The sequence below is a fragment of the Legionella sp. genome, assembly GCF_049790535.1.
Classification (GTDB): domain Bacteria; phylum Pseudomonadota; class Gammaproteobacteria; order Legionellales; family Legionellaceae; genus Legionella.
The window spans coordinates 18,439-38,416 of the sequence record NZ_JBAQZB010000086.1; the positions used below are offsets into that span (position 1 = coordinate 18,439).

The following is a 19,978-nucleotide window of genomic DNA, read 5'->3' on the forward strand; positions in this document are numbered from 1 at the left end:
AAAAATCCTCTCTTGGTAAGAGCTAGGAACTTAGGGTGAATCCCCTTGGATTCGTAGAGATTCACTTTTATGTGATTAAATTAGATTATTATTCTAAACTAAGCGTAATAACGACCGAACCGATTTTCTAATACGGCAGCTAATTGGAATTTTTCTTGTAATACTAACCCATAGTATTCATTTGATTGTCCTAATACTAAATCAACTACCGCACAAATTCCTGAAGCGGTACTGACTTGTATTGCAGACCATTCTAGACCTGCAATAATCTGTGGATATATTTTTTTCACATAATTTTTTTCAGTAAGCTCACCCTGTTTTAATCCCTCAACAGTAACATAGACGATAACAATGTCCTGATAAGTTTTAGGGATGGCATTTTCTAAAATGCGTTTTAAAGTAGATCGATCATGATTTAAACGTAAGTCATTCATTAAAAAGCGCATTTTCTGACAATGACCAGGATAACGCATGGTTTTGTAATTCATGGTTTGTACTTTACCTGCATACAATTCGGCTAAACTGCCCAAACCGCCTGAAGTATTAAACGCTTCATATTCACAACCATCGATTTGAATAGATTCTAAACCTTCCAAGGGAGTTAAAGTAACTGCTTTACCGTATTTAATCCCATAACAGGGATTACCGTATTCATTTATGATCCCATCAGTGGACCAAGTTAATGAGTATTGTAGTGCATTATTTGCATTTTGTGGTAAGGCTCCTACACGTAATCGCACATGATAAGATTCTTCAAATTCCTGCATTAAACTGTTCGCAGCGATGCTAATAAATCCTGGAGCCAAACCACACTGAGGTACAAAAGCTGTTTTTGCATCTACAGCAATTGCTTTTATTTCCTCAGTAACTGAAGTATCTTCTGTTAAATCAAAATAATGCGCTCCTGCTGCTTTTGCAGCTCGTGCAACGTGGGTATTTAAAAAATAAGGAAGACTTGAAATAACGGCTATAATACCGTGTTTTTCCATATAAGTTTGAGTGGATTGTTGATCTGTGACATCTAAGGCGATTGTTTTCATTTTAGGTAAAGTAGTTAGCAACCGCTTTACATCGGCTCCATTAAAATCTACATCCACCAAGTGGATCTGATAAGAACCGCTCTCCATTAATAAACAGGCAATTAAACTACCAATCTTCCCCGCACCTGCGATCATTACATTATACATACTAAATCCCTCCATTGTAAGACGCAATCATCCTACACAAAATATTATGAATTGCAAAGATTTAGGAGAGGATACACTACGTTTTCGCCTAAAAATTAACATATTCAAAGAGAGCTCAAAAGGTTAGTTGAAAAATATGAAAGAGGTAGATTTTTTAATCGGCACCTTATAATAAGAAGCAAACCATCTTGGATTTTATGTTTAATTGTTTTTTTAGTATACTCAGCTAGGAATTTTAATCATTGGTTGTATTTGTGTAACGTGCCTAATAAAACTCTGAGAAATAGAATCATTTCGCTTCTTGAGGCTCAGGGTAAATTTAATGGTAATCAATTAAACTTAGAAAAATATATTCACGATTTAAATAGTGTAGCTCTTAAGCCATTGAACTATAAAAGTTATCTATCTATTGTTTCGTATCTCTCTGTTATTGACCTTTGTGTTTTAAAAGAAAGTTATACCTAACATACGTCTAGATATCTTTTATATTTCTTGACCTGAATACGGGACTCATTTATCTTATTGTTTTAAAACTTTTTGACACCGTATGAAGCAAACTGCTTTAGCTAATTCCATCCAGCTCACTTCTACTCGTGCTGGTTATGTAAACTATTTATTGATATTCATCATCGGTTTATTAGGTCCTTTAGGCTTTGCACCTTTTCACATGCCAGGATTGACAATTTTAAGTCTGGCCTGTCTTTTTTTTAGCCTCAGTAATTGCTCTCGAAAACAAAGTTTTTATTTTGGTTTTTTTTATGGCATAGGCTACTTCGGATTGGGAGTGTCCTGGGTTATCATTAGTGTTCATGATTATGGTCAACTGAATTATGTATTCTCCGGATTAGTAACTTTAATTTTTATTATGTATCTCGCTCTTTTCCCTGCGCTGACCGCTTATTTTTTTAAGGTATGTGAATACAAACAACATAAATTCCATTCCATTGTCCTATTTAGCGTTCTCTGGACCATTGGTGAATATCTGCGCTCCACTTTATTGAGTGGATTTCCCTGGTTATTAGTGGGTACAACACTTATTGATACCCCAATAAAATCCCTAACCCCTTTTTTAGGTATTTATGGTTTAAGTTTACTTTGTGTGTTTCTTTCTGCCTTCCTAACCTTAGCTATTCATGAAAACTCCAGTAAGCGCTATATTTACATCATTATTTTTATCCTGATTATTATTAGCCCCGTCGCCTGTAAAAAAATCAATTGGACACAAATACAAAAGGAAGCGGTTACTGTTGGCGCAGTGCAAGCTAATTTATCCATGCGCGATAAATGGGATGAGACTTTATTTTGGAGCTTATTAAAATATTATAAAAATGCAATTAATCAATTATTGGGAAAACAATTAATTATTTTACCTGAATCCGCAATCCCTCTTCCAGCCAGCTATTTGGATAAATATTTGCATCAATTAAATGAAAAAGCACTCAAAGCAAAGAGTGCCTTAATGTTGGGAATACTGCAACCAACTGATGAGAACGAAATAAATTATTATAACTCCATCATTACTCTTGGCTGGGCGGAAGGAAAAAAACTTAAACGACAACTGGTTCCTTTTGGTGAATACATTCCCAAACCCTTACTAGCGATTAATCGTTGGTTTAATTTACCTGAACCCAATCTGGTACCAGGAAAAAAAAGGCAACCATTAATTAGCATTGCCAATCATCCAATTGCTAGCCTTATTTGTTATGAGATTGCTTATCCTAATATTTTGAGAGAACAAATGCCAGAAGCACAATGGATTGTTTCCATCAGTGATAATGGATGGTTTGGCCATTCGCTCGCAAGTTACCAACAACTACAAATGGCTCAAGTTCTTTCACTGCTTAGTGGACGTTATCAAGTAGTCGTGAATAATGATGGTTTATCCTCGGTAATTAATGCCAGTGGCGAAATAATCGATATGCTTCCACCATTTAATTCAGGTATTTTGCAAAGTAGTATTTATCCTGCACAAGGTACTACCCCTTGGATTATTTGGAGTGAATACCCAATATTAATTTTTTGTATGATGTTCTTAATTTTTACTTTAATTGTTCGATTACACCGAAATAACGTATAGGTCTATTGTCATTCTTCTCTATTTAACAGGGTGATAACGAACCGAAAATTGCAAATCATTCTAACTCGGTTTAGATAATGTCAAGAAATTTTATATACACCAGAATTAGCGAATTAAGGGTTATCTATTGCTGGCAAGCACAAGAGGAGTTATCCTTAACGATCTTTAAAGTCACTTTTAAATAAATTGGATCATGGATAATACCTATATACCTCAAGAGGTTGAAGAACAAGCTCAACAATATTGGCATAAAAAACAGTCGTTTAATGTTTCAGAAGATTTAAACAAAGAAAAATTTTATTGTTTATCCATGTTTCCCTATCCCAGTGGAACATTACACATGGGGCATGTACGCAATTATACTATTGGTGATGTAATCGCACGTTACCAGCGTGCTTTGGGAAAAAATGTCTTGCAACCTATTGGATGGGATGCATTTGGACTGCCTGCTGAAAACGCAGCAATTAAAAATGGTATTCCTCCTGCTGAATGGACCAAAAACAACATTGAATCGATGAAAAAACAGTTTTTACGTCTGGGTAATGCCTATGATTGGCGACGTGAGATCTATACATGTGACCCCGAATACTATCGTTGGGAGCAGTGGTTTTTTATACGCTTATTTGAAAAAGGCCTAGTTTATAAAAAAAATGCCATTGTAAACTGGGATCCAGAAGATCAAACTGTTTTAGCAAATGAACAAGTTGTGGATGGACGTGGCTGGCGTTCTGGCGCATTAGTAGAGCGTAAAGAAATTTCACAGTGGTTTATTAAAATTACCGCTTATGCTGATGAACTTCTGAGTTCAATAGATACTTTAGATGAATGGCCGGCACAAGTAAAACAAATGCAACGTAATTGGATAGGTCGTTCAACTGGAACTGAAATTTATTTCAATGTGAATAATTATCATAAACGACTAAAAATTTACACTACACGTCCTGATACCTTAATGGGCACAACATACCTTGCTATTGCCAGTGATCATCCTATTGCTAAAGAGGCAGCATTACATAATCAAGAAGTTGCCGACTTTATTCAGAGCTGCCAAGGCACTAAAATGGCTGAAGCAGAATTGGCCACAATGGAAAAACGGGGTGTTGCTACAGGAATGTCTGCGGTTCATCCGATTACAAAGGAAGAATTACCAATCTGGGTAGCTAACTTTGTACTGATGCAATATGGCTCTGGTGCGGTAATGGCAGTCCCCGCTCATGATCAAAGAGATTGGGAGTTTTCCCAAAAATATAAGCTGCCTGTCAAACAAGTAATTAAACCTGCGGATAATGTAAAACACGATTTCAAAAAATCTGCTTATACGGGAAGCGGCACACTAGTCCACTCCGCTCAATTTGACGGGTTAAACTCCTCTAAAGCCATTGAAGAAATTACAAGCTTTCTTGAAGAACTTGATGCAGGTAAAGCAACAATATACTACAGATTACGTGACTGGGGTGTTTCCAGACAAAGATATTGGGGGGCACCTATTCCCATGATTTTCTGTGAACAATGTGGCACAGTACCTGTTCCAGATGAAGATTTACCTGTTGTGTTGCCTGAAAACATCGCATTTACTGGCTCAGGCTCTCCTCTTGCCCAATGCAAAGAATTTGTTAATGTTTCTTGTCCCAAATGTGGACAGGATGCCTGTCGTGAAACAGATACCTTTGATACTTTCGTCGAGTCGTCCTGGTACTATGCACGTTTTGCTTGCAAGGGACAGGAAAATGCCATGCTTGATGACCGAGCCAAGTACTGGACTCCGGTAGATCAATACGTTGGTGGAATAGAACATGCCGTAATGCATCTACTTTATGCTCGTTTTTTTCATAAACTTATGCGTGATGAAGGTCTGGTTAACTCTGATGAACCTTTTAAATCATTATTAACCCAAGGAATGGTATTAAAAGATGGACATAAAATGTCTAAATCTGTGGGCAATATCGTCGACCCTAATCACCTGATTGATGTCTATGGAGCAGATACAGCACGTTTATTCGTAATGTTTGCTGCACCACCAGAACAATCATTAGAATGGTCAGATGCCGGCGTAGAAGGTGCGCACCGTTTCTTAAAACGCATCTGGACTTTTGCATATCAATATCGCACGATGTTTAAGGATATTAATGACATTATTCTTGGTGGCAATGGACATATTAATTGGCAACAAGTTGACAATCGGTTGAAAAAATCGCGTCATTTGGTACATCACATTCTTGCTCAAGCAACGCATGACTATGATCGCAATCAATTTAATACAGTAGTATCTGGGTGCATGAAACTATTTAATGAACTATCAAGTTATTCTATTGAAACTGAAGAAGATAAATTCTTCATTCATTCCAGTATGAGTATATTGCTTCGTTTATTGGCGCCAATTACTCCTCATATTACACATCATTTGTGGCAACAATTAGGTTTTGAAAAAGCGATTATTGATGCGAATTGGCCAAGAGTAGATAAGGGCGCGTTAAAAAGCGATGAAGTAAATTATGTGGTTCAGATCAATGGGAAGTTAAGAGCACAATTTACCGCCAGTGTTGATGCAACTGAGGAGATATTAATTGACACAGCAAAGCAACATACTCAAGATTTTCTGATTAATCTAACCGTTAAAAAAACCATTGTTGTAACCCATAGACAATTAATCAATTTGGTTGTTGGCTAATGAAAAAGTTGTTCTTACCTCTTATGATAATACTGCTTTTATCAGCCTGCGGTTTTCATTTGCGTGGTAAGATCACAGCACCTCTATGGCTTAATAATGTCGCCATTGTTACCAAAATTAATGATAAACAATTTATATCACTACTTACTACCCAATTAGAGGAATATAGTATTCAAGTTAATCCAGACTTAGCCCTTGCAAAATATTGGCTCATAATTAATCAATCGGTGATTGAGCGGCAGATTGTTAGTATCGGTGCAAGTACCAATCCAAGACAGTATACGTTAACATTAACTATAGAATTTATGCTACAAACCTATAAAGGCAAAATAATAAAAACGCCTAGAAAGGTCAGGGCCACGCGTCAACTGACAATAAATAACGACAGAATACTAGGATCTTCTGATGAAGAAAATATTTTGATCGGTGAAATGAAACAAGATGCCGTGATTCAAATAATTAATCAACTGAATCATCGAGATAAAGAACTATAAACCATGCTTCTAGTCCAGGAAACAAACAATAAAATATCATGCAAATTAAACAACAAGCAGTTGCCCAACATGTACAAAGAACAATTGCCCCTCTTTACCTACTAATTGGTCAAGACAATTATCTCCTTGACGAATCATTAATAACAATAAAATCTGCGATAAAAAAAGCTCATGATTGTGATGAGCGCATCATTGCCATTCAAACAACAGAAGATTGGAATAACGTTCGCGACGAAGCCAATAGTTACTCGCTATTTTCTGATATCGTACTTTTGACTATTTTTTTTGAGAAGAAATCAATAGATGTTGCAGGAAAGAAAATTCTAACTGAATATTTGAACTCAATTAATTCTCGCTGTTTTATTGTCATTAGAGCACCTAATGTCCCTATAAAACAGGTACAATGGCTAACTTTACATGAACAAGCGGTAGTTTTAGTAGCTTTTCCATTGAATCAAGCAAGCATGAAAAACTGGATTACAACAGAATTAAGCAAGCAGGCTATTGGCTATGATCCGCAAGTTCCTGATATAATTTACCATTACACACAAGGAAATATGTTAGCCTGTGCCCAGGTTATTGAGAAAATTGCCCTATCTACTCCCTCAAAAAGTAAAATTAATGTGCAACAGGCTCAAGAGCATTTATCCAACCAATGCGATCACAACTTATTTGAATTAGTTGAGGCGTGTTTAAAAGGACAAAGCGATAAAGTTATTCAGATTTTAAGACATGCAGCAAGTACTAAAATAGAAACCACCTTGATTTTATGGATGTTGACCCAAGAAATAAGAACAATACTTCAATTCACTAATTTATTGCAACAAAAAATAGACATAAAAAAAGCCTCTGCTCAATTAAAAATATGGCCTCAACGTATTAGTCTTTATCAGGAAAGTGCTAATCGACTCTCTACACAGGTGCTAAAACAACTTCATCAATACTGTTACAGTATCGATGAGCGCATTAAATCAAGCTTGAGCACACAAATATGGAGCTCACTGGAGAATCTTGCACTTTCTCTTTGCCTGGGACAATTAATCGGTGATACATGGACAGTTTAGCAATTTTTGGTGGAACATTTGATCCTATTCATAATGGACATCTACAAACCAGCTTAAACATCCAGACTCATTTTAAATTTGACTCCTATGTATTTCTTCCATGCAAAATTCCCATAACTAAACCACCACCGCTTGCAAATACTCAGCAAAGAATAAAAATGATTCAATTGGCAATAAAAGACTACCCTTCTTTAAACATTGATTTACGTGAAATAACACGTGATTCACCTTCATACATGGTTGAAACCTTAGAAAGCTTTAGATTAGAGTTTCCTCAAGCAGCAATTACATTAATTATGGGATACGATTCATTTAGCTTATTACCCACTTGGTATCAATGGAAAAAATTAATTACCTTAGGAAATATTCTAGTAATTAATCGTAATGACTTTTACAGACCGCAACTGTCTGAGCTCCTGCAAAACTTTTTGAAAAAATATCAATGCAAGGAGAAAACAGCCATTCTAAAAAACCAGTCAGGCGCTATTTTTTTCTTCAATGCCGGTTATTACGAAATTTCTTCTACGAAAATTCGTGAAGAAATAAAGCAAGGGAAAGAAGTAGACAGCAAACTTCCTAAAGCGGTATATCATTATATTAGGGACGAGGGATTGTATTAATAATATTCCCAATATCTCCGTTAACATTTGAATCGACCGATTTTAAATGATTAAGAACTATTGGAATATACTTAGAGACCCAATTAATTACAGGCTTAAGTTGATTACAAATCACAGAGCCTTTGACATAGGGTTGGTAGGGTAAAGAAGTCATACTTAAGATTGCCAGAACCAGTGACACAATAAAAATACCGCGTACGAAACCAAAACACATACCCAAAATCTTATCTATACTGCTTAGACCCGAACGTTTTAACACAAGACCTAAAATAAAATTCAGTATAGAGCCAATCAATAAAACACCCACAACAATAATAATAAAAGCAACTATCTCAGAAGCCGTCGAGCTTTGGATATATGACCCTACCCAAGGTGTCAAACTTTGTGAATAGTGATAACCAGTCCATATAGCTACTATCCATATGCATAAAGCAATTACTTCTTTAACTACCCCCCTAAATAAACCGGTTAAAGAAGATAGACCAACAATTCCGATAATAATTAAATCAATGATTTGAAATTTCATGACTAACTGACTCCAGTATTAACTACAAATCCATTTAATTGCATCACACTTGCTAATTGATTTTTTAACTTTACTACGTTGTCTTTGATGGGTGAGTGCCCAACGTAAACTTTATAAACAGCGCCTTTTCTATTATTAACACAGGTATAATTTGCTTTATACCCTTTTTTCTGTAATTTATTTATTAGTGCACGCGCATTCTCCAACTGTGAAAAAGAAGCCAGTTGTACTGCATAGATCTCTCTTTTAACTGTAGACTTACTTGCTACATTAGCAACCATTGGTTTTGACACGAAAGCTACTGTATTTTCTTTAATAGAATTCGATTGCACTTTTATTTCAGAAGCTTGAGGAATATCCGCCCTGGCTACTTTAATGTTTTTGAACATCCGCTCTTCATCAATAATAGCAACCTGAGGGGGAATAGGCTTTGGTGGCAGTTGTACTTTAACACTAAAATTGCTTTCCAAATGGTGACTTGATTTTTTCATCATCGCTGGAAGAAAAATTACACCTAATGATAAAATAACTAAAAAACCAACCAAGCGATGTTTTAATTTCTCATTCATCACTAGTTTCATTAAAACTCCTATTAGGCATTGCAGCCATTACATAATTCACGGTAAAAAATGACCCATAAACAACAATTAAATCACCTGGTTGAGCCTGATTTAATGCTGTTTTAAAGGCAATAAGTGGATTATTATAACAAATTTCCACAGTAATTTCTGAATTTTTAAAATAAAAAAGTAATAAATTTGCACTAACAGTACGTTTCACATCCAATTGCGCTGGATACCAATAATCAACATAGTCCTTTAATGGCTCAATTAAACCGGGAATATCTTTATCTTTTAATGCCGAAAAAACTGCGTGTACTTTTGCTTTTTTATTTAAGGAACCCAAAGTTTTAGCCAATAATTTTGCTGCTTGCGGATTGTGCGAGACATCGTACAAAATATCCACAACGCCTTTTTGTAACTGCAAACGCCCTGGCACAAAAATTTGGCGCATGGCTGTTTCTATCTGTTCGTAAGACACCGGTAAATCATGTTCTAATAAAAAAGTAGCCATAATTGCTGCAGCAGCAGATTTAAGTTGTATTGAAGGTTTGGACAAATTATTTAATTGCTTATCACCACAGTGAATACTCCAGCAATTCTCATCTTCCTTAATAAAATAATTTTCATCGAAAAAATAAGTGGGAGTAGCGCACTTTCTAGCAACACCAATAACAGAGGCTGGTGGATTTACATCAGCGTAAATAAATGGTTTTTCTTTACGCAGAATTCCTGCTTTTTCATAGCCTATGTCATCCAATGTATTGCCGAGAAAATCTTGATGATCAAAATCAATTGTAGTAATAATGGATAGATCAGCATCAACGATATTGGTAGCATCCAAACGACCACCTAAACCCACTTCAAGAATGATAAGATCTAGATCTTTTTTTTTGAAATAGTACAATGCAGCAAGTGTTGTCATTTCAAAATAAGTAAGAATAGTCTGTTCCCGCACTGCTTCTATAATGCAAAAAGCTTCACATAAATCTTGATCAGAAATCGGTGTTAAACCAACGCGAATGCGTTCATTAAATTGAATAAGATGGGGAGAGGTATAAACACCTACTTTATAACCGACAGTATGATAAATACACTCAAGAGCAGTAACCGTAGAGCCTTTACCATTAGTTCCCGCAACAGTAATTACAGGACACTCGACGCTTTTTAATTTTAACTGCCGCTCAACCCGCTGGATACGGGTCAATCCCAGTTGAATTTCCTGAGTGGTTCTGCTTTCCAAATGAGCTAACCATTCAGTTAACTCCCATTCGTTGTGTGGTTTTACCAAACAAACTCTCCTGATGTATTTATTCTAAGGACTAATTTCCATACACACCTTGATGAGTTAGCTTGGATACCAGTTCAGAAACAATAGAACGAAGCTCTTTACGCTGAACAATCATATCAATATGACCATGCTCTAATAAGAATTCACTACGTTGAAAACCTTCTGGTAAGGTTTGACGTACTGTCTGTTCAATTACCCTTGGTCCTGCAAAACCAATTAATGCATTAGGCTCAGCAATAATTACATCACCAAGACTTGCAAAACTTGCCGAAACACCACCCATTGTAGGATCAGTTAATATAACAATAAAAGGCAACCCAGTTTCTGCAAATTTGGCTAGAGCAGCAGATGTTTTAGCCATTTGCATCAAAGAAAATAATCCTTCTTGCATTCGAGCGCCACCACTAGCAGTAAAGCAAATGTAAGGTATACGTTCTTCAGTCGCTATGTCGATAGCACGCACAAACTTTTCACCTACTGTAGCGCCCATAGAACCACCCATAAAATTAAACTCAAAGGAACTGACAATAACGGGCTGTTTTATTAAAGTACCTTTAACAACAATTAAAGCCTCTTTTTCACCAGTCGCTTTTTGGGCTTGAGAAATTCGGTCTTTATACTTTTTTGAATCTCTGAATTTTAAACGATCTTGTGGTTCTAATGACGCAGCAATTTCTTCTGGATCCGTTTCATCAAGAAATTGTCCAATACGCACTCGAGCAGAAATTCGATGATGAAAATTGCAAGAGGGACAAACCATTAAATTCTTTGTTAATTCTGTGCTATATAAAACTTCATTACAGCCAGAACATTTAAGCCATAACCCTTCAGGAACCCCTTTTTTTTGCGAGGTGTCAGTATTTACTCTTGATGGTAATAATTTTTTAAACCAACTCATAAATTGGAACCTATGTTAGAGAATCTTTACATTATACACATAAAAAAACATTCTTAAATCTTCTTCCTGAAAACTACATATCCAACAATACCTTATTCTAAGGATGACTCCATTTTAAATGGGTAAAGTTATTTTATTTAATGCCGTTAAAGAAAGTACTGAATTCAAAATTGAGATCGTTATTATGAAAATAATAATATCAATAGCAGTCTCAGTCTATCTATTGCTAACCACCGAGTTTGCATTAGCTTACACGAGATATGGTGAAACCTTATGTCAATCACCTGATTATTTTTGCATGAAAATTAAAAATGGCGAGAGTTGGAATAACTTATTTTCTGATGCTGAAGAACGAGATATGGTTCGCCGCATCAACCGCATGAATGTAACTTTGCGTCAAGGAATGACAATTGCTGTACCTAAAAACATTGATCGCCTGACCATCTATGATGTGTCCCCTTTTCCAAGATATATAGAATCGACTGGCGAAAAAACAATTTATATTAGCCAAAAAAAATTAGCTTGGGCTGCTTATGACATGGACGGAGAATTGCTCTGGTGGGGCCCAATTTCTTCCGGTCTGGGTAAATGCCCTGGGGTACTTGGAGGTTGTACCACACCGACAGGTTCCTTTCGTATTGTCCGTAAACAAGATATAGATTGCGTTTCAACTGTATTTCCGCAAAGAGCTTATGCTGAAAGTGGTGGTGCATTAATGCCCTATTGCATGCACTTTTTCAGAGGTTATGCATTGCATGGTAGCTATGATGTACCAGGCTATAGGGCAAGCCATGGCTGCATACGAATGTTTATTGAAGACGCCCGCTGGCTTAATGAAGAGTTTGTTGACCTCCCAGGAGGAGAAATGCAAGGTACCCGCGTAGTAATTGATGCTCCTGATGACCCTATCAAACGGTGACATAGTTATTTAGATGGAGTTTCATCATTTGCATATCCAAGCAATTCAACCGCAGAAGCAACTCCTTTTATCATTCTCATGAAAAAGGGCATTTCTTGCATATTTTGTTTTAATTCCCTCAAGTGCTTTTTCATAATGATAAATTGTAGTTTAATACTTTTTATAATCTTAGGTTTCGTCTGCTTCTATAGTACTTTTATCAGCAATTATTTCTTCTTCATCCTTATCACTATTTTTTATAAAGATAATAGAAGAGGATTTATTTTTCTTTCCATATAAACCCCAGATATGTCTATATATTTTAGTATAATTTAAAATTATTAAATGAGGAAAAAAGAGTGAAAATTGATATAAATAAGTACTTCAATAAAGGTCATCCACCTGGTTTTGCACTTTTAAAAAAGCACTTAATAAGCTGTGTTCCCAGAAATTACTTTTTATGCATGCTGACGACATGCTGATGCATTCGTAATGTTTACTAAACAAACTGGAGTTATTTTACTTAATATGTTATTGTAAGTGGTTGACTTTGCGATTAAAAAACTGCATTTAAGTGACAAGTTGAAACATCATCCCAACATGTGTTTTGCCGCCGGCAATAAAATTAATAATTGTTATGCACGATCTAAGCAACCTACTGTGTTATTTTTCAATCTTGAATCAGTAAAATCTATTGCGGCTAGATAAACTTGGAGAATTATTAAATAATGGCACACTACACAGAATTTGAATCAGTGGAACGTTCAAGTGTTAAGCTACTTATGCCTTGGATAGTCTGGGGATTAGCTTGTTTGTTCTATTTCTATGAGTGTCTTTTACAAGTATCGCCCGGTGTTATGAGTCAAGAACTAATGAGAGATTTCTCAGTTACTAGTCAAACTTTAGGTATGCTTTCAGGGATTTATTTTTATTCCTACGCAGCCATGCAATTACCAGGTGGGGTGTTAATGGATTATTTTGGACCACACCGACTATTAACACTCGCTACTCTAGTTTGTGCGGTAAGCACTATTGCTTTTGGGATGACTGATAATTTTTTTATGGCTTGTGTTGCCCGCCTAATGATCGGCTTTGGATCCGCATTCGCTGCGGTAGGCACCATGAAATTAGCAGCAAACTGGTTTCCCGCACAACGATTTGCCCTACTTACTGGTTTAATGGTTACTTTGGGAATGTTAGGAGCCATTGGGGGTGAAGCTCCATTAGCGCTCTTAATCGATAGTTACGGTTGGCGACAAAGTATGATGATCATGGGTATAATTGGTCTTATTCTTAGTGTATTAATTTTCGTTATTGCTCAAGATACTCCGAAAAACCACGACCTAGCAATACACCATCTTCCTGAAGAGGAAGAGCTTTTACTACCTAGCTTAATCACTTTAATGAAAAACAAACAACTGTGGCTAGTTGCTTGTTATGGTGGTTTAATGTACATGGCAACTCCTGTTTTTTGCGGCCTTTGGGGTGTTCCCTTCTTAATGAATAAAATGATGCTTACCAAGGCAGTCGCTGCCAATTATATTTCATTAGTTTTTGTTGGCTGGGCAATTGCCAGTCCTTTATGGGGCATTTATTCAAACCGTATCGGGTTACGTAAGCCACCAATGTATATAGGATGCGTTGGTGCACTTATTTGTTCGATACTCTTTATTTTTGCCCCCATTAATTCACCCTTTGTGATGCAATTTTTACTTTTCGCCTTTGGTATTTTTTCGGCAGGATTCTTACCTGCATTTACTGTAGCTAAGGAATTATGTAAGAAAAAATATGTAGCGACTGGTTTGAGTTTTATGAACATGATGAACATGATAGGTATTGCCCTAGCACAACCTTTTATTGGTTATATCCTTGATAAATTATGGGAGGGGGAATTAAATGGTACTGTAAGAGTATATCCCATACACGCTTATCATATTGGATTGGCTATTATCCCTCTAGGGATGTTAATTGCCTTAATTATTTTACCAAAAATTAAAGAAACCTATTGCCAAAGCGTGCATTAATGGAATAATACCTTCAAATTACGTCATCTTGATGTAGGTTAAACTTACCCCAATTCAAGCATAGGTCAAAGCCAACCTACATTGTGATGACTTAGAAAATTAAACAGTACCGCATTTTTATAAGTAGATTGTTAATATGGCTAAAAAATTGTACATCAAAACCAACGGCTGCCAAATGAATGAATATGATTCATCAAAAATGGCGGATGTCCTGCTCAAATCACATGGTTTAGTAAAAACTGAACAAGTGGAAGAAGCTGACGTAATATTGCTTAATACTTGTTCTATTCGAGAAAAAGCACAAGAAAAAGTGTTTTCTCAATTAGGACAATGGCGTGAATATAAAGCAAAAAATCCTCATGTTGTCATTGGCGTTGGCGGCTGTGTTGCAAGCCAGGAAGGCTCTGACATTGTTAAAAGAGCTCCCTTTGTTGATTTGGTTTTTGGGCCTCAGACATTGCATCGTCTTCCCGCGATGTTAAATGAACTTCTGGAAAAGAAAAAACCAGTGGTTGATGTTAGCTTCCCCGAAATTGAAAAATTTGATCACCTACCCGCTCCCCGAGCTGAAGGCCCTACTGCCTTTGTGTCTATTATGGAAGGATGTAGCAAATACTGCAGCTTCTGTGTAGTTCCTTATACTCGAGGTGAGGAGATTAGCCGTCCTTTTGATGATGTGCTTGCTGAATGCTATCAATTAGCATTACAAGGTGTTAGAGAAATCAACTTACTTGGGCAGAATGTGAATGATTATCGTGGAACAATGGAAAACGGCGCCATTGCCGATTTAGCGCTATTAATTCACTATATTGCAGCGATAGAGGGAATAGGCAGAATTCGTTTTACTACTTCACATCCCTTGGCTTTTTCTGATAATTTGATTAATGCGTATGCGGAAGTACCAGAGCTTGCCAATCATTTACATTTACCTGTACAAAGCGGTTCCGACCGTATTTTAGGATTAATGAAACGGGGCTACACCGCTCTGGAATTTAAATCCAAAATCAGAAAATTACGTAAAGTACGACCTGATATTCGTTTATCTACCGATATTATTGTTGGTTTTCCTGGAGAAACTGATAAAGATTTCCAAGCAACCATGGATTTAGTTCATGAAATAGGTTTTGATACTTCATTCAGCTTTATTTATAGTGCACGACCTGGCACTCCAGCAGCTAATTTAGTAGATGAGACTCCTTTAGAAATTAAGAAACAAAGATTACAAATCTTACAAAGTAGATTGTTAGTTCATGCATCTCGTTATAGTCAATCAATGATTGGAAGTACACAAAAAATTTTAGTAACTGGACACTCTAAAAAAGATGTGCAGCAACTTTCTGGACGAACTGAGTGTAATCGTGTAGTAAATTTTGACGCTTCAGCCCACTTAATTGGACAATTTGTGAACGTTCAGATCAATGAAGCCCTCCCAAACTCATTACGTGGACGACTTATGGATATGGAGGCCGCAATATCCTAAATGATAGAACCCATCCAAAAACAATTAATGGTTCCTCGCGAGTATCATAATCAACGTATCGACATAGTGCTCGCACACTTACTTCCTGATTATTCACGGTCACAAATTAGCCATTGGATTAAAAGTGGCGCAATTACCATGAATAAAAAAACATGCAAACCCAAAGATAAAGCGGTAGAGGGCGCTCTGATTGAAATGAAGATTGAGCTGAATTTAATGGATAATAATTTTAATCAATGCGTACCTGAAGCAATCCCTTTAGATGTAATTTTCGAAGATGAAGAATTATTAGTATTAAATAAACCTGCAAACATGGTGGTACATCCTGGAGCAGGAAATAGAGAACATACTTTGGTTCATGCCTTATTATATCACGCGCCAACTTTACACCATTTACCCAGAGCAGGCATTATTCATCGCTTGGATAAAGACACCACAGGCTTATTGGTAGTAGCAAAGACTTTAACCGCACATACTTTATTAATACGCCAAATGCAGGCGCGAGAAATTCAACGCCATTACGTTACCTTGGTACAAGGCCATGTTATATCAGGAGGTACTATAAAAACCAGTTTTGGACGCCATCCTCGCAACCGGTTGAAAATGGCAGTGCTTGACCAGGGGCGAGAAGCCATTACCCATTACGCAGTAAAAAAACAATATCAAGATTACACAGTGCTGGATATCAAACTAATGACTGGACGCACTCATCAAATCAGAGTTCATTTAGCGCATATTAATCATCCAGTAATCGGTGATCCGCTTTATGGTGGTCGAATGAGATTCCCTGCTAATGCATCGCAGGAATTAAGAGCACTAATCCAGGAATTTAAAAGACAAGCACTACATGCCTGCACTCTCGCCTTGCACCATCCAAAAACAGAAAAAAAATTGACATTTACAGCTCCTTTGCCTGATGATTTTCAACTTCTGTTAAACACTTTGGATGAGCATTATGAAAATGAATTTTAACTTAGCGAATTGGCCAGCGCCTAAAAACATAACCGCTCTAAGTACAACTCGACTCGAAGGATATAGCAAAGCTCCTTTTCATTCCAATAATCTGGGATTAAACATCGGCGATGATGACACTCATGTCAAACAAAATCGCCAACTGCTTATGGAAGGTTTACAATTACCCGGAGAGCCACAATGGTTACGTCAAACACACAGTACTCATTGTGTACACGTAGAAAAAGATTTAAATAGAGAGGCTGATGCAGCCATAACACACTCAAGTAAATATCCTCTAGTTATTCTTACTGCAGATTGTTTGCCAATCACACTATGTAACATACAGGGTAATGAAATCGCCGCCATTCATGCAGGTTGGCGCGGATTAGTTAATGGAATTGTGGAAAATACGCTTGCAAAGATGCGCAGTAAACCTTCTGATCTTCTTGCCTGGATAGGACCTGCAATTTGTCAAAAATGTTATGAAGTGGGTGATGAGGTTTATCAAATCTTTACCCATAAATATACTTTTAGTAAACATGCATTTAAACCAAATCATTGCAAGTGGTTAGCTAATTTACCAAAAATTGCTGAAATGGTACTGAATTCTCAAGGTATAAATGCTGTTTATCAATCTGAGTTATGTACTTTTGAATCAGAAAGTGAGTTGTATTCCTATCGAAAAACATCGCAAACAGGTAGAATAGGCACCTTAATCTGGTTTAACGATCAACCTCAGGACTAACTACCATGATAAATCGTATAAAATTACTCATAGGCGCCCTGCTCCTTGGAACAATTTCTTTCGCTTACGCTGCTAATAATGTTGCAATGCCCAGTTTAGCTCCGGTGTTAAAAAATATTATGCCTGCTATTGTAAATGTTGCTGTGCAAGGCTATCTGCCAGGCAATGCAAACATTCCTGGAGCAGCAGGAAATAATGATGAGAGGCACAATAACAAACCCAATCAGGCATTAGAAAAAGGTCGTAAATTTGAAAGTATTGGTTCTGGGGTTATTTTAGATCCTAAAAATGGGGTTATTATTACCAACGATCATGTAATTCGTAATGCTAATCTCATCACCATTACTTTACAGGACGGTCGCCGTTTAAAAGCAAAATTTATCGGTGGAGATAGTGAAACGGATCTAGCTATTTTAAAAATTGATGCCAAAAATCTTAAATCATTACCTATAGGAGATTCAGACAAACTTCAAGTAGGTGATTTTGTAGTAGCCATTGGTAATCCATTTGGTTTAAACAGTTTTGGCAACAGTCAATCAGCAACTTTTGGTATCATTAGTGCACTAAAGCGCAGTGACTTAAATATTGAAGGTGTAGAAAATTTTATTCAAACTGATGCAGCAATCAACCCTGGTAACTCAGGTGGAGCCTTAGTAAACGCTCAAGGAGAATTAATTGGTATTAATACCGCTATACTTTCTCTCAATGGTGGTAATGTAGGTATTGGTTTTGCCATTCCCATCAACATGGTAAAAGACGTTGCGGAACAAATCATTAAGTTTGGTTCAATCCACCGTGGATTAATGGGTATTTTTGTGCAACATTTAACACCAGAACTTGCTCAATCAATGGGATATTCTGAAGATTTTCAAGGTGCCTTAGTCGCTCAAGTTAATCCAGGATCTCCTGCAGAATTTGCAGGTTTAAAATCCGGGGACATTATTATTCAAATTAACAATACTAAAATTACCCAGGCAACTCAGGTAAAAACGACCGTAAGTCTTTTACGTGTAGGTACAAGTGCAAGAATAATGATCCATCGTGATGGTAAGCCAATAACTCTTGATGCGGTTGTTACAGACGTTAAATCTCACGAACAAAAACTTCAATCCAATAATCCGTTCCTTTACGGATTAGCGTTAAGAGCCTTTGATCAGGAAACACCTCCTCACGGCAATGTAGTTGGAGTTCAAATTGTTGGTGCCACAGAAAATAGTGCTGGATGGCGTGCGGGTTTAAGACCAGGGGATATTATTATCTCAGCAAACAAACTAGCAGTTAAAGATGTGAAGTCTTTACAACAGATTGCCCAAAAGAAGAAACAGGAATTATTAGTACAAGTTTTACGTGGTCCTGGTGCTTTATACTTATTAATTATCTAGCTTTTAGCTACAGGGCCGCAAGGCCCTCAATAAATTTCACAAAAAAATTAAAAAAATACGTTTGCAGCCTTGACATCTAGCTGCTAAAACGACAAAATCACGTCCTCCTTGTGGCTATGTAGCTCAGCCGGTTAGAGCGCGGCACTCATAATGCTGAGGTCGGTGGTTCGAGTCCACCTATAGCCACCATTAAATGAAGGTCTTAAAATAAACTCCCGCACATCCATTTCTTCACCATCATTCCAGGTAGAGCCAATCTTTATAAATGCTGTTAGCAACTTTTAAATAATTATCAAAAGGCAAGAAGTTAAAATGAAAGAGTTTATAATTTATCACAATCCTAGATGTTCAAAATCAAGAAAAACTTTGGAACTATTACAAAATCATCACATTAATCCAACGATTGTTGAGTATCTTAGAACAGCACTTACATTGGAGCAATTACTTAAACTAAGATCAAATTTTGATTTGAAAGACTTTGTGCGAACTAATGAGCCTGTTTTTAAAAACCTTGATTTAACTTTAAAAGATGAAAATAAGATTTTAGAGGCAATGCTAAAAGAACCAATTTTAATGCAGCGCCCAATTGTTATCTGTAATGAAAAAACAATCATTGCAAGGCCACCCGAAAAAGTGCTGGAATTAATAGAATAGAACCTTCTATTAGAGATAAATAATTTCTCTTCTTTTGAAAAAATTTATTCAGGTTCCTTTTTAAGAGCTTGTGCTTCCTTTCTCAGTTCACGGAATAAGAACCCAGTTTAAAGCACCTATATTTTTTTAACAGGCAAATTCACAATCCTAAGCTCACCTGTCACTACCCTCTAGTTATAAAAATCTATTGTGAAGTTTTTAAATTTCGATATGATGTTACTACTCAGGATTTTTCGGTTTTTCAATGCGATCGATAGTATTTACATTTTTAATCTTTATTTGCTCCACCTTAATTTATGCAAATGATATTAATATTTCCACAACAACCAAGGATGGAAATACAACTTTTTTTCTTCAAGCTGGTGCATTTAATTTAGAAAAAGATGCCAAACAACGTCAGAAAGAATTATCCAGCATGGTCAGTGAACCCCTCGAAATTAAAAACTTATCTGATAA

At 36.5% G+C, this 19,978-nt stretch carries 18 protein-coding genes and 1 tRNA gene; 14 read left to right on the forward strand and 5 right to left on the reverse strand.

The features are described 5' to 3' along the window. Positions 1–98: 98 nt before the first annotated feature. Positions 99–1,187, reverse strand: a complete 1,089-nt coding sequence (locus WA877_RS04970; RefSeq protein WP_425169831.1) for a saccharopine dehydrogenase family protein — start codon at positions 1,185–1,187, stop codon at positions 99–101. A gap of 547 nt (positions 1,188–1,734) precedes the next feature. Between WA877_RS04970 and lnt the strand changes: the two genes are divergently transcribed. The 5 genes from lnt to nadD all read left to right on the forward strand — a co-directional run bounded on the left by lnt (position 1,735) and on the right by nadD (position 8,110). Beyond that, positions 1,735–3,264 (forward strand): apolipoprotein N-acyltransferase, encoded by a 1,530-nt coding sequence (gene lnt, locus WA877_RS04975; protein WP_425169832.1) that lies wholly within the window; start codon positions 1,735–1,737, stop codon positions 3,262–3,264. Positions 3,265–3,457: 193 nt separating this feature from the next. Next, a complete protein-coding gene (gene leuS, locus WA877_RS04980) occupies positions 3,458–5,932 on the forward strand; it encodes a leucine--tRNA ligase (protein ID WP_425169833.1) in 2,475 nt (824 codons plus the stop codon). Continuing rightward, a complete protein-coding gene (gene lptE, locus WA877_RS04985) occupies positions 5,932–6,426 on the forward strand; it encodes an LPS assembly lipoprotein LptE (protein ID WP_425169834.1) in 495 nt (164 codons plus the stop codon). Before leuS ends, lptE begins: the two co-directional genes overlap by 1 nt. A 38-nt stretch (positions 6,427–6,464) precedes the next feature. Further along, the gene (gene holA / locus WA877_RS04990) at positions 6,465–7,490 is read left to right on the forward strand and encodes a DNA polymerase III subunit delta (RefSeq protein ID WP_425169835.1); all 1,026 of its coding nucleotides are present in this window, start codon (positions 6,465–6,467) and stop codon (positions 7,488–7,490) included. Beyond that, positions 7,478–8,110 (forward strand): nicotinate-nucleotide adenylyltransferase, encoded by a 633-nt coding sequence (gene nadD, locus WA877_RS04995; protein ID WP_425169836.1) that lies wholly within the window; start codon positions 7,478–7,480, stop codon positions 8,108–8,110. The genes holA and nadD overlap by 13 nt, the downstream gene beginning before the upstream one ends. Here nadD and WA877_RS05000 read toward each other — a convergent pair. Genes WA877_RS05000 through accD form a run of 4 tightly spaced genes read right to left on the reverse strand, consistent with a single transcriptional unit; the run spans position 8,088 to position 11,385 of the window. Continuing rightward, the gene (locus WA877_RS05000; RefSeq protein WP_425169837.1) at positions 8,088–8,636 is read right to left on the reverse strand and encodes a CvpA family protein; all 549 of its coding nucleotides are present in this window, start codon (positions 8,634–8,636) and stop codon (positions 8,088–8,090) included. The two genes, nadD and WA877_RS05000, sit on opposite strands and share 23 nt — an antisense overlap. 2 nt (positions 8,637–8,638) lie before the next feature. Next, a complete protein-coding gene (locus WA877_RS05005; protein WP_425169838.1) occupies positions 8,639–9,217 on the reverse strand; it encodes an SPOR domain-containing protein in 579 nt (192 codons plus the stop codon). Beyond that, complete coding sequence (gene folC / locus WA877_RS05010) at positions 9,198–10,487, reverse strand: bifunctional tetrahydrofolate synthase/dihydrofolate synthase (protein ID WP_425169839.1); 1,290 nt, start codon at positions 10,485–10,487, stop codon at positions 9,198–9,200. The genes WA877_RS05005 and folC overlap by 20 nt, the downstream gene beginning before the upstream one ends. A gap of 31 nt (positions 10,488–10,518) precedes the next feature. Further along, positions 10,519–11,385 carry an acetyl-CoA carboxylase, carboxyltransferase subunit beta gene (gene accD / locus WA877_RS05015; protein ID WP_425169840.1) on the reverse strand — a complete coding sequence of 289 codons (867 nt, stop codon included), beginning with the start codon at positions 11,383–11,385 and terminating at the stop codon, positions 10,519–10,521. A 184-nt stretch (positions 11,386–11,569) separates the two neighbouring features. On the opposite strand from accD, the gene WA877_RS05020 reads away from it, so the two are divergent. The 9 genes from WA877_RS05020 to WA877_RS05060 all read left to right on the forward strand — a co-directional run. Next, positions 11,570–12,304, forward strand: a complete 735-nt coding sequence (locus WA877_RS05020) for a L,D-transpeptidase (RefSeq protein WP_425169847.1) — start codon at positions 11,570–11,572, stop codon at positions 12,302–12,304. A gap of 707 nt (positions 12,305–13,011) precedes the next feature. After that, positions 13,012–14,307 (forward strand): MFS transporter, encoded by a 1,296-nt coding sequence (locus WA877_RS05025; RefSeq protein WP_425169841.1) that lies wholly within the window; start codon positions 13,012–13,014, stop codon positions 14,305–14,307. Positions 14,308–14,443: 136 nt separating this feature from the next. Further along, a complete protein-coding gene (gene miaB, locus WA877_RS05030) occupies positions 14,444–15,787 on the forward strand; it encodes a tRNA (N6-isopentenyl adenosine(37)-C2)-methylthiotransferase MiaB (protein WP_425169842.1) in 1,344 nt (447 codons plus the stop codon). Next, positions 15,788–16,759 carry a 23S rRNA pseudouridine(1911/1915/1917) synthase RluD gene (rluD, locus tag WA877_RS05035; protein WP_425169843.1) on the forward strand — a complete coding sequence of 324 codons (972 nt, stop codon included), beginning with the start codon at positions 15,788–15,790 and terminating at the stop codon, positions 16,757–16,759. It begins immediately after the preceding gene. Next, positions 16,749–17,486 (forward strand): peptidoglycan editing factor PgeF, encoded by a 738-nt coding sequence (pgeF, locus tag WA877_RS05040; protein ID WP_425169848.1) that lies wholly within the window; start codon positions 16,749–16,751, stop codon positions 17,484–17,486. Before rluD ends, pgeF begins: the two co-directional genes overlap by 11 nt. Positions 17,487–17,491: 5 nt before the next feature. Then, positions 17,492–18,868 carry a Do family serine endopeptidase gene (locus WA877_RS05045; RefSeq protein WP_425169844.1) on the forward strand — a complete coding sequence of 459 codons (1,377 nt, stop codon included), beginning with the start codon at positions 17,492–17,494 and terminating at the stop codon, positions 18,866–18,868. 112 nt (positions 18,869–18,980) lie between these two features. Then, a tRNA-Met gene (locus WA877_RS05050) sits at positions 18,981–19,057 on the forward strand. Positions 19,058–19,180: 123 nt separating this feature from the next. Further along, entirely contained in the window at positions 19,181–19,522 is a 342-nt protein-coding gene (arsC, locus tag WA877_RS05055; RefSeq protein ID WP_425169845.1) for an arsenate reductase (glutaredoxin), read from the forward strand. 244 nt (positions 19,523–19,766) lie between these two features. Continuing rightward, a partial coding sequence (locus tag WA877_RS05060) for an SPOR domain-containing protein (protein ID WP_425169846.1) occupies positions 19,767–19,978 on the forward strand: 212 nt, incomplete at its 3' end.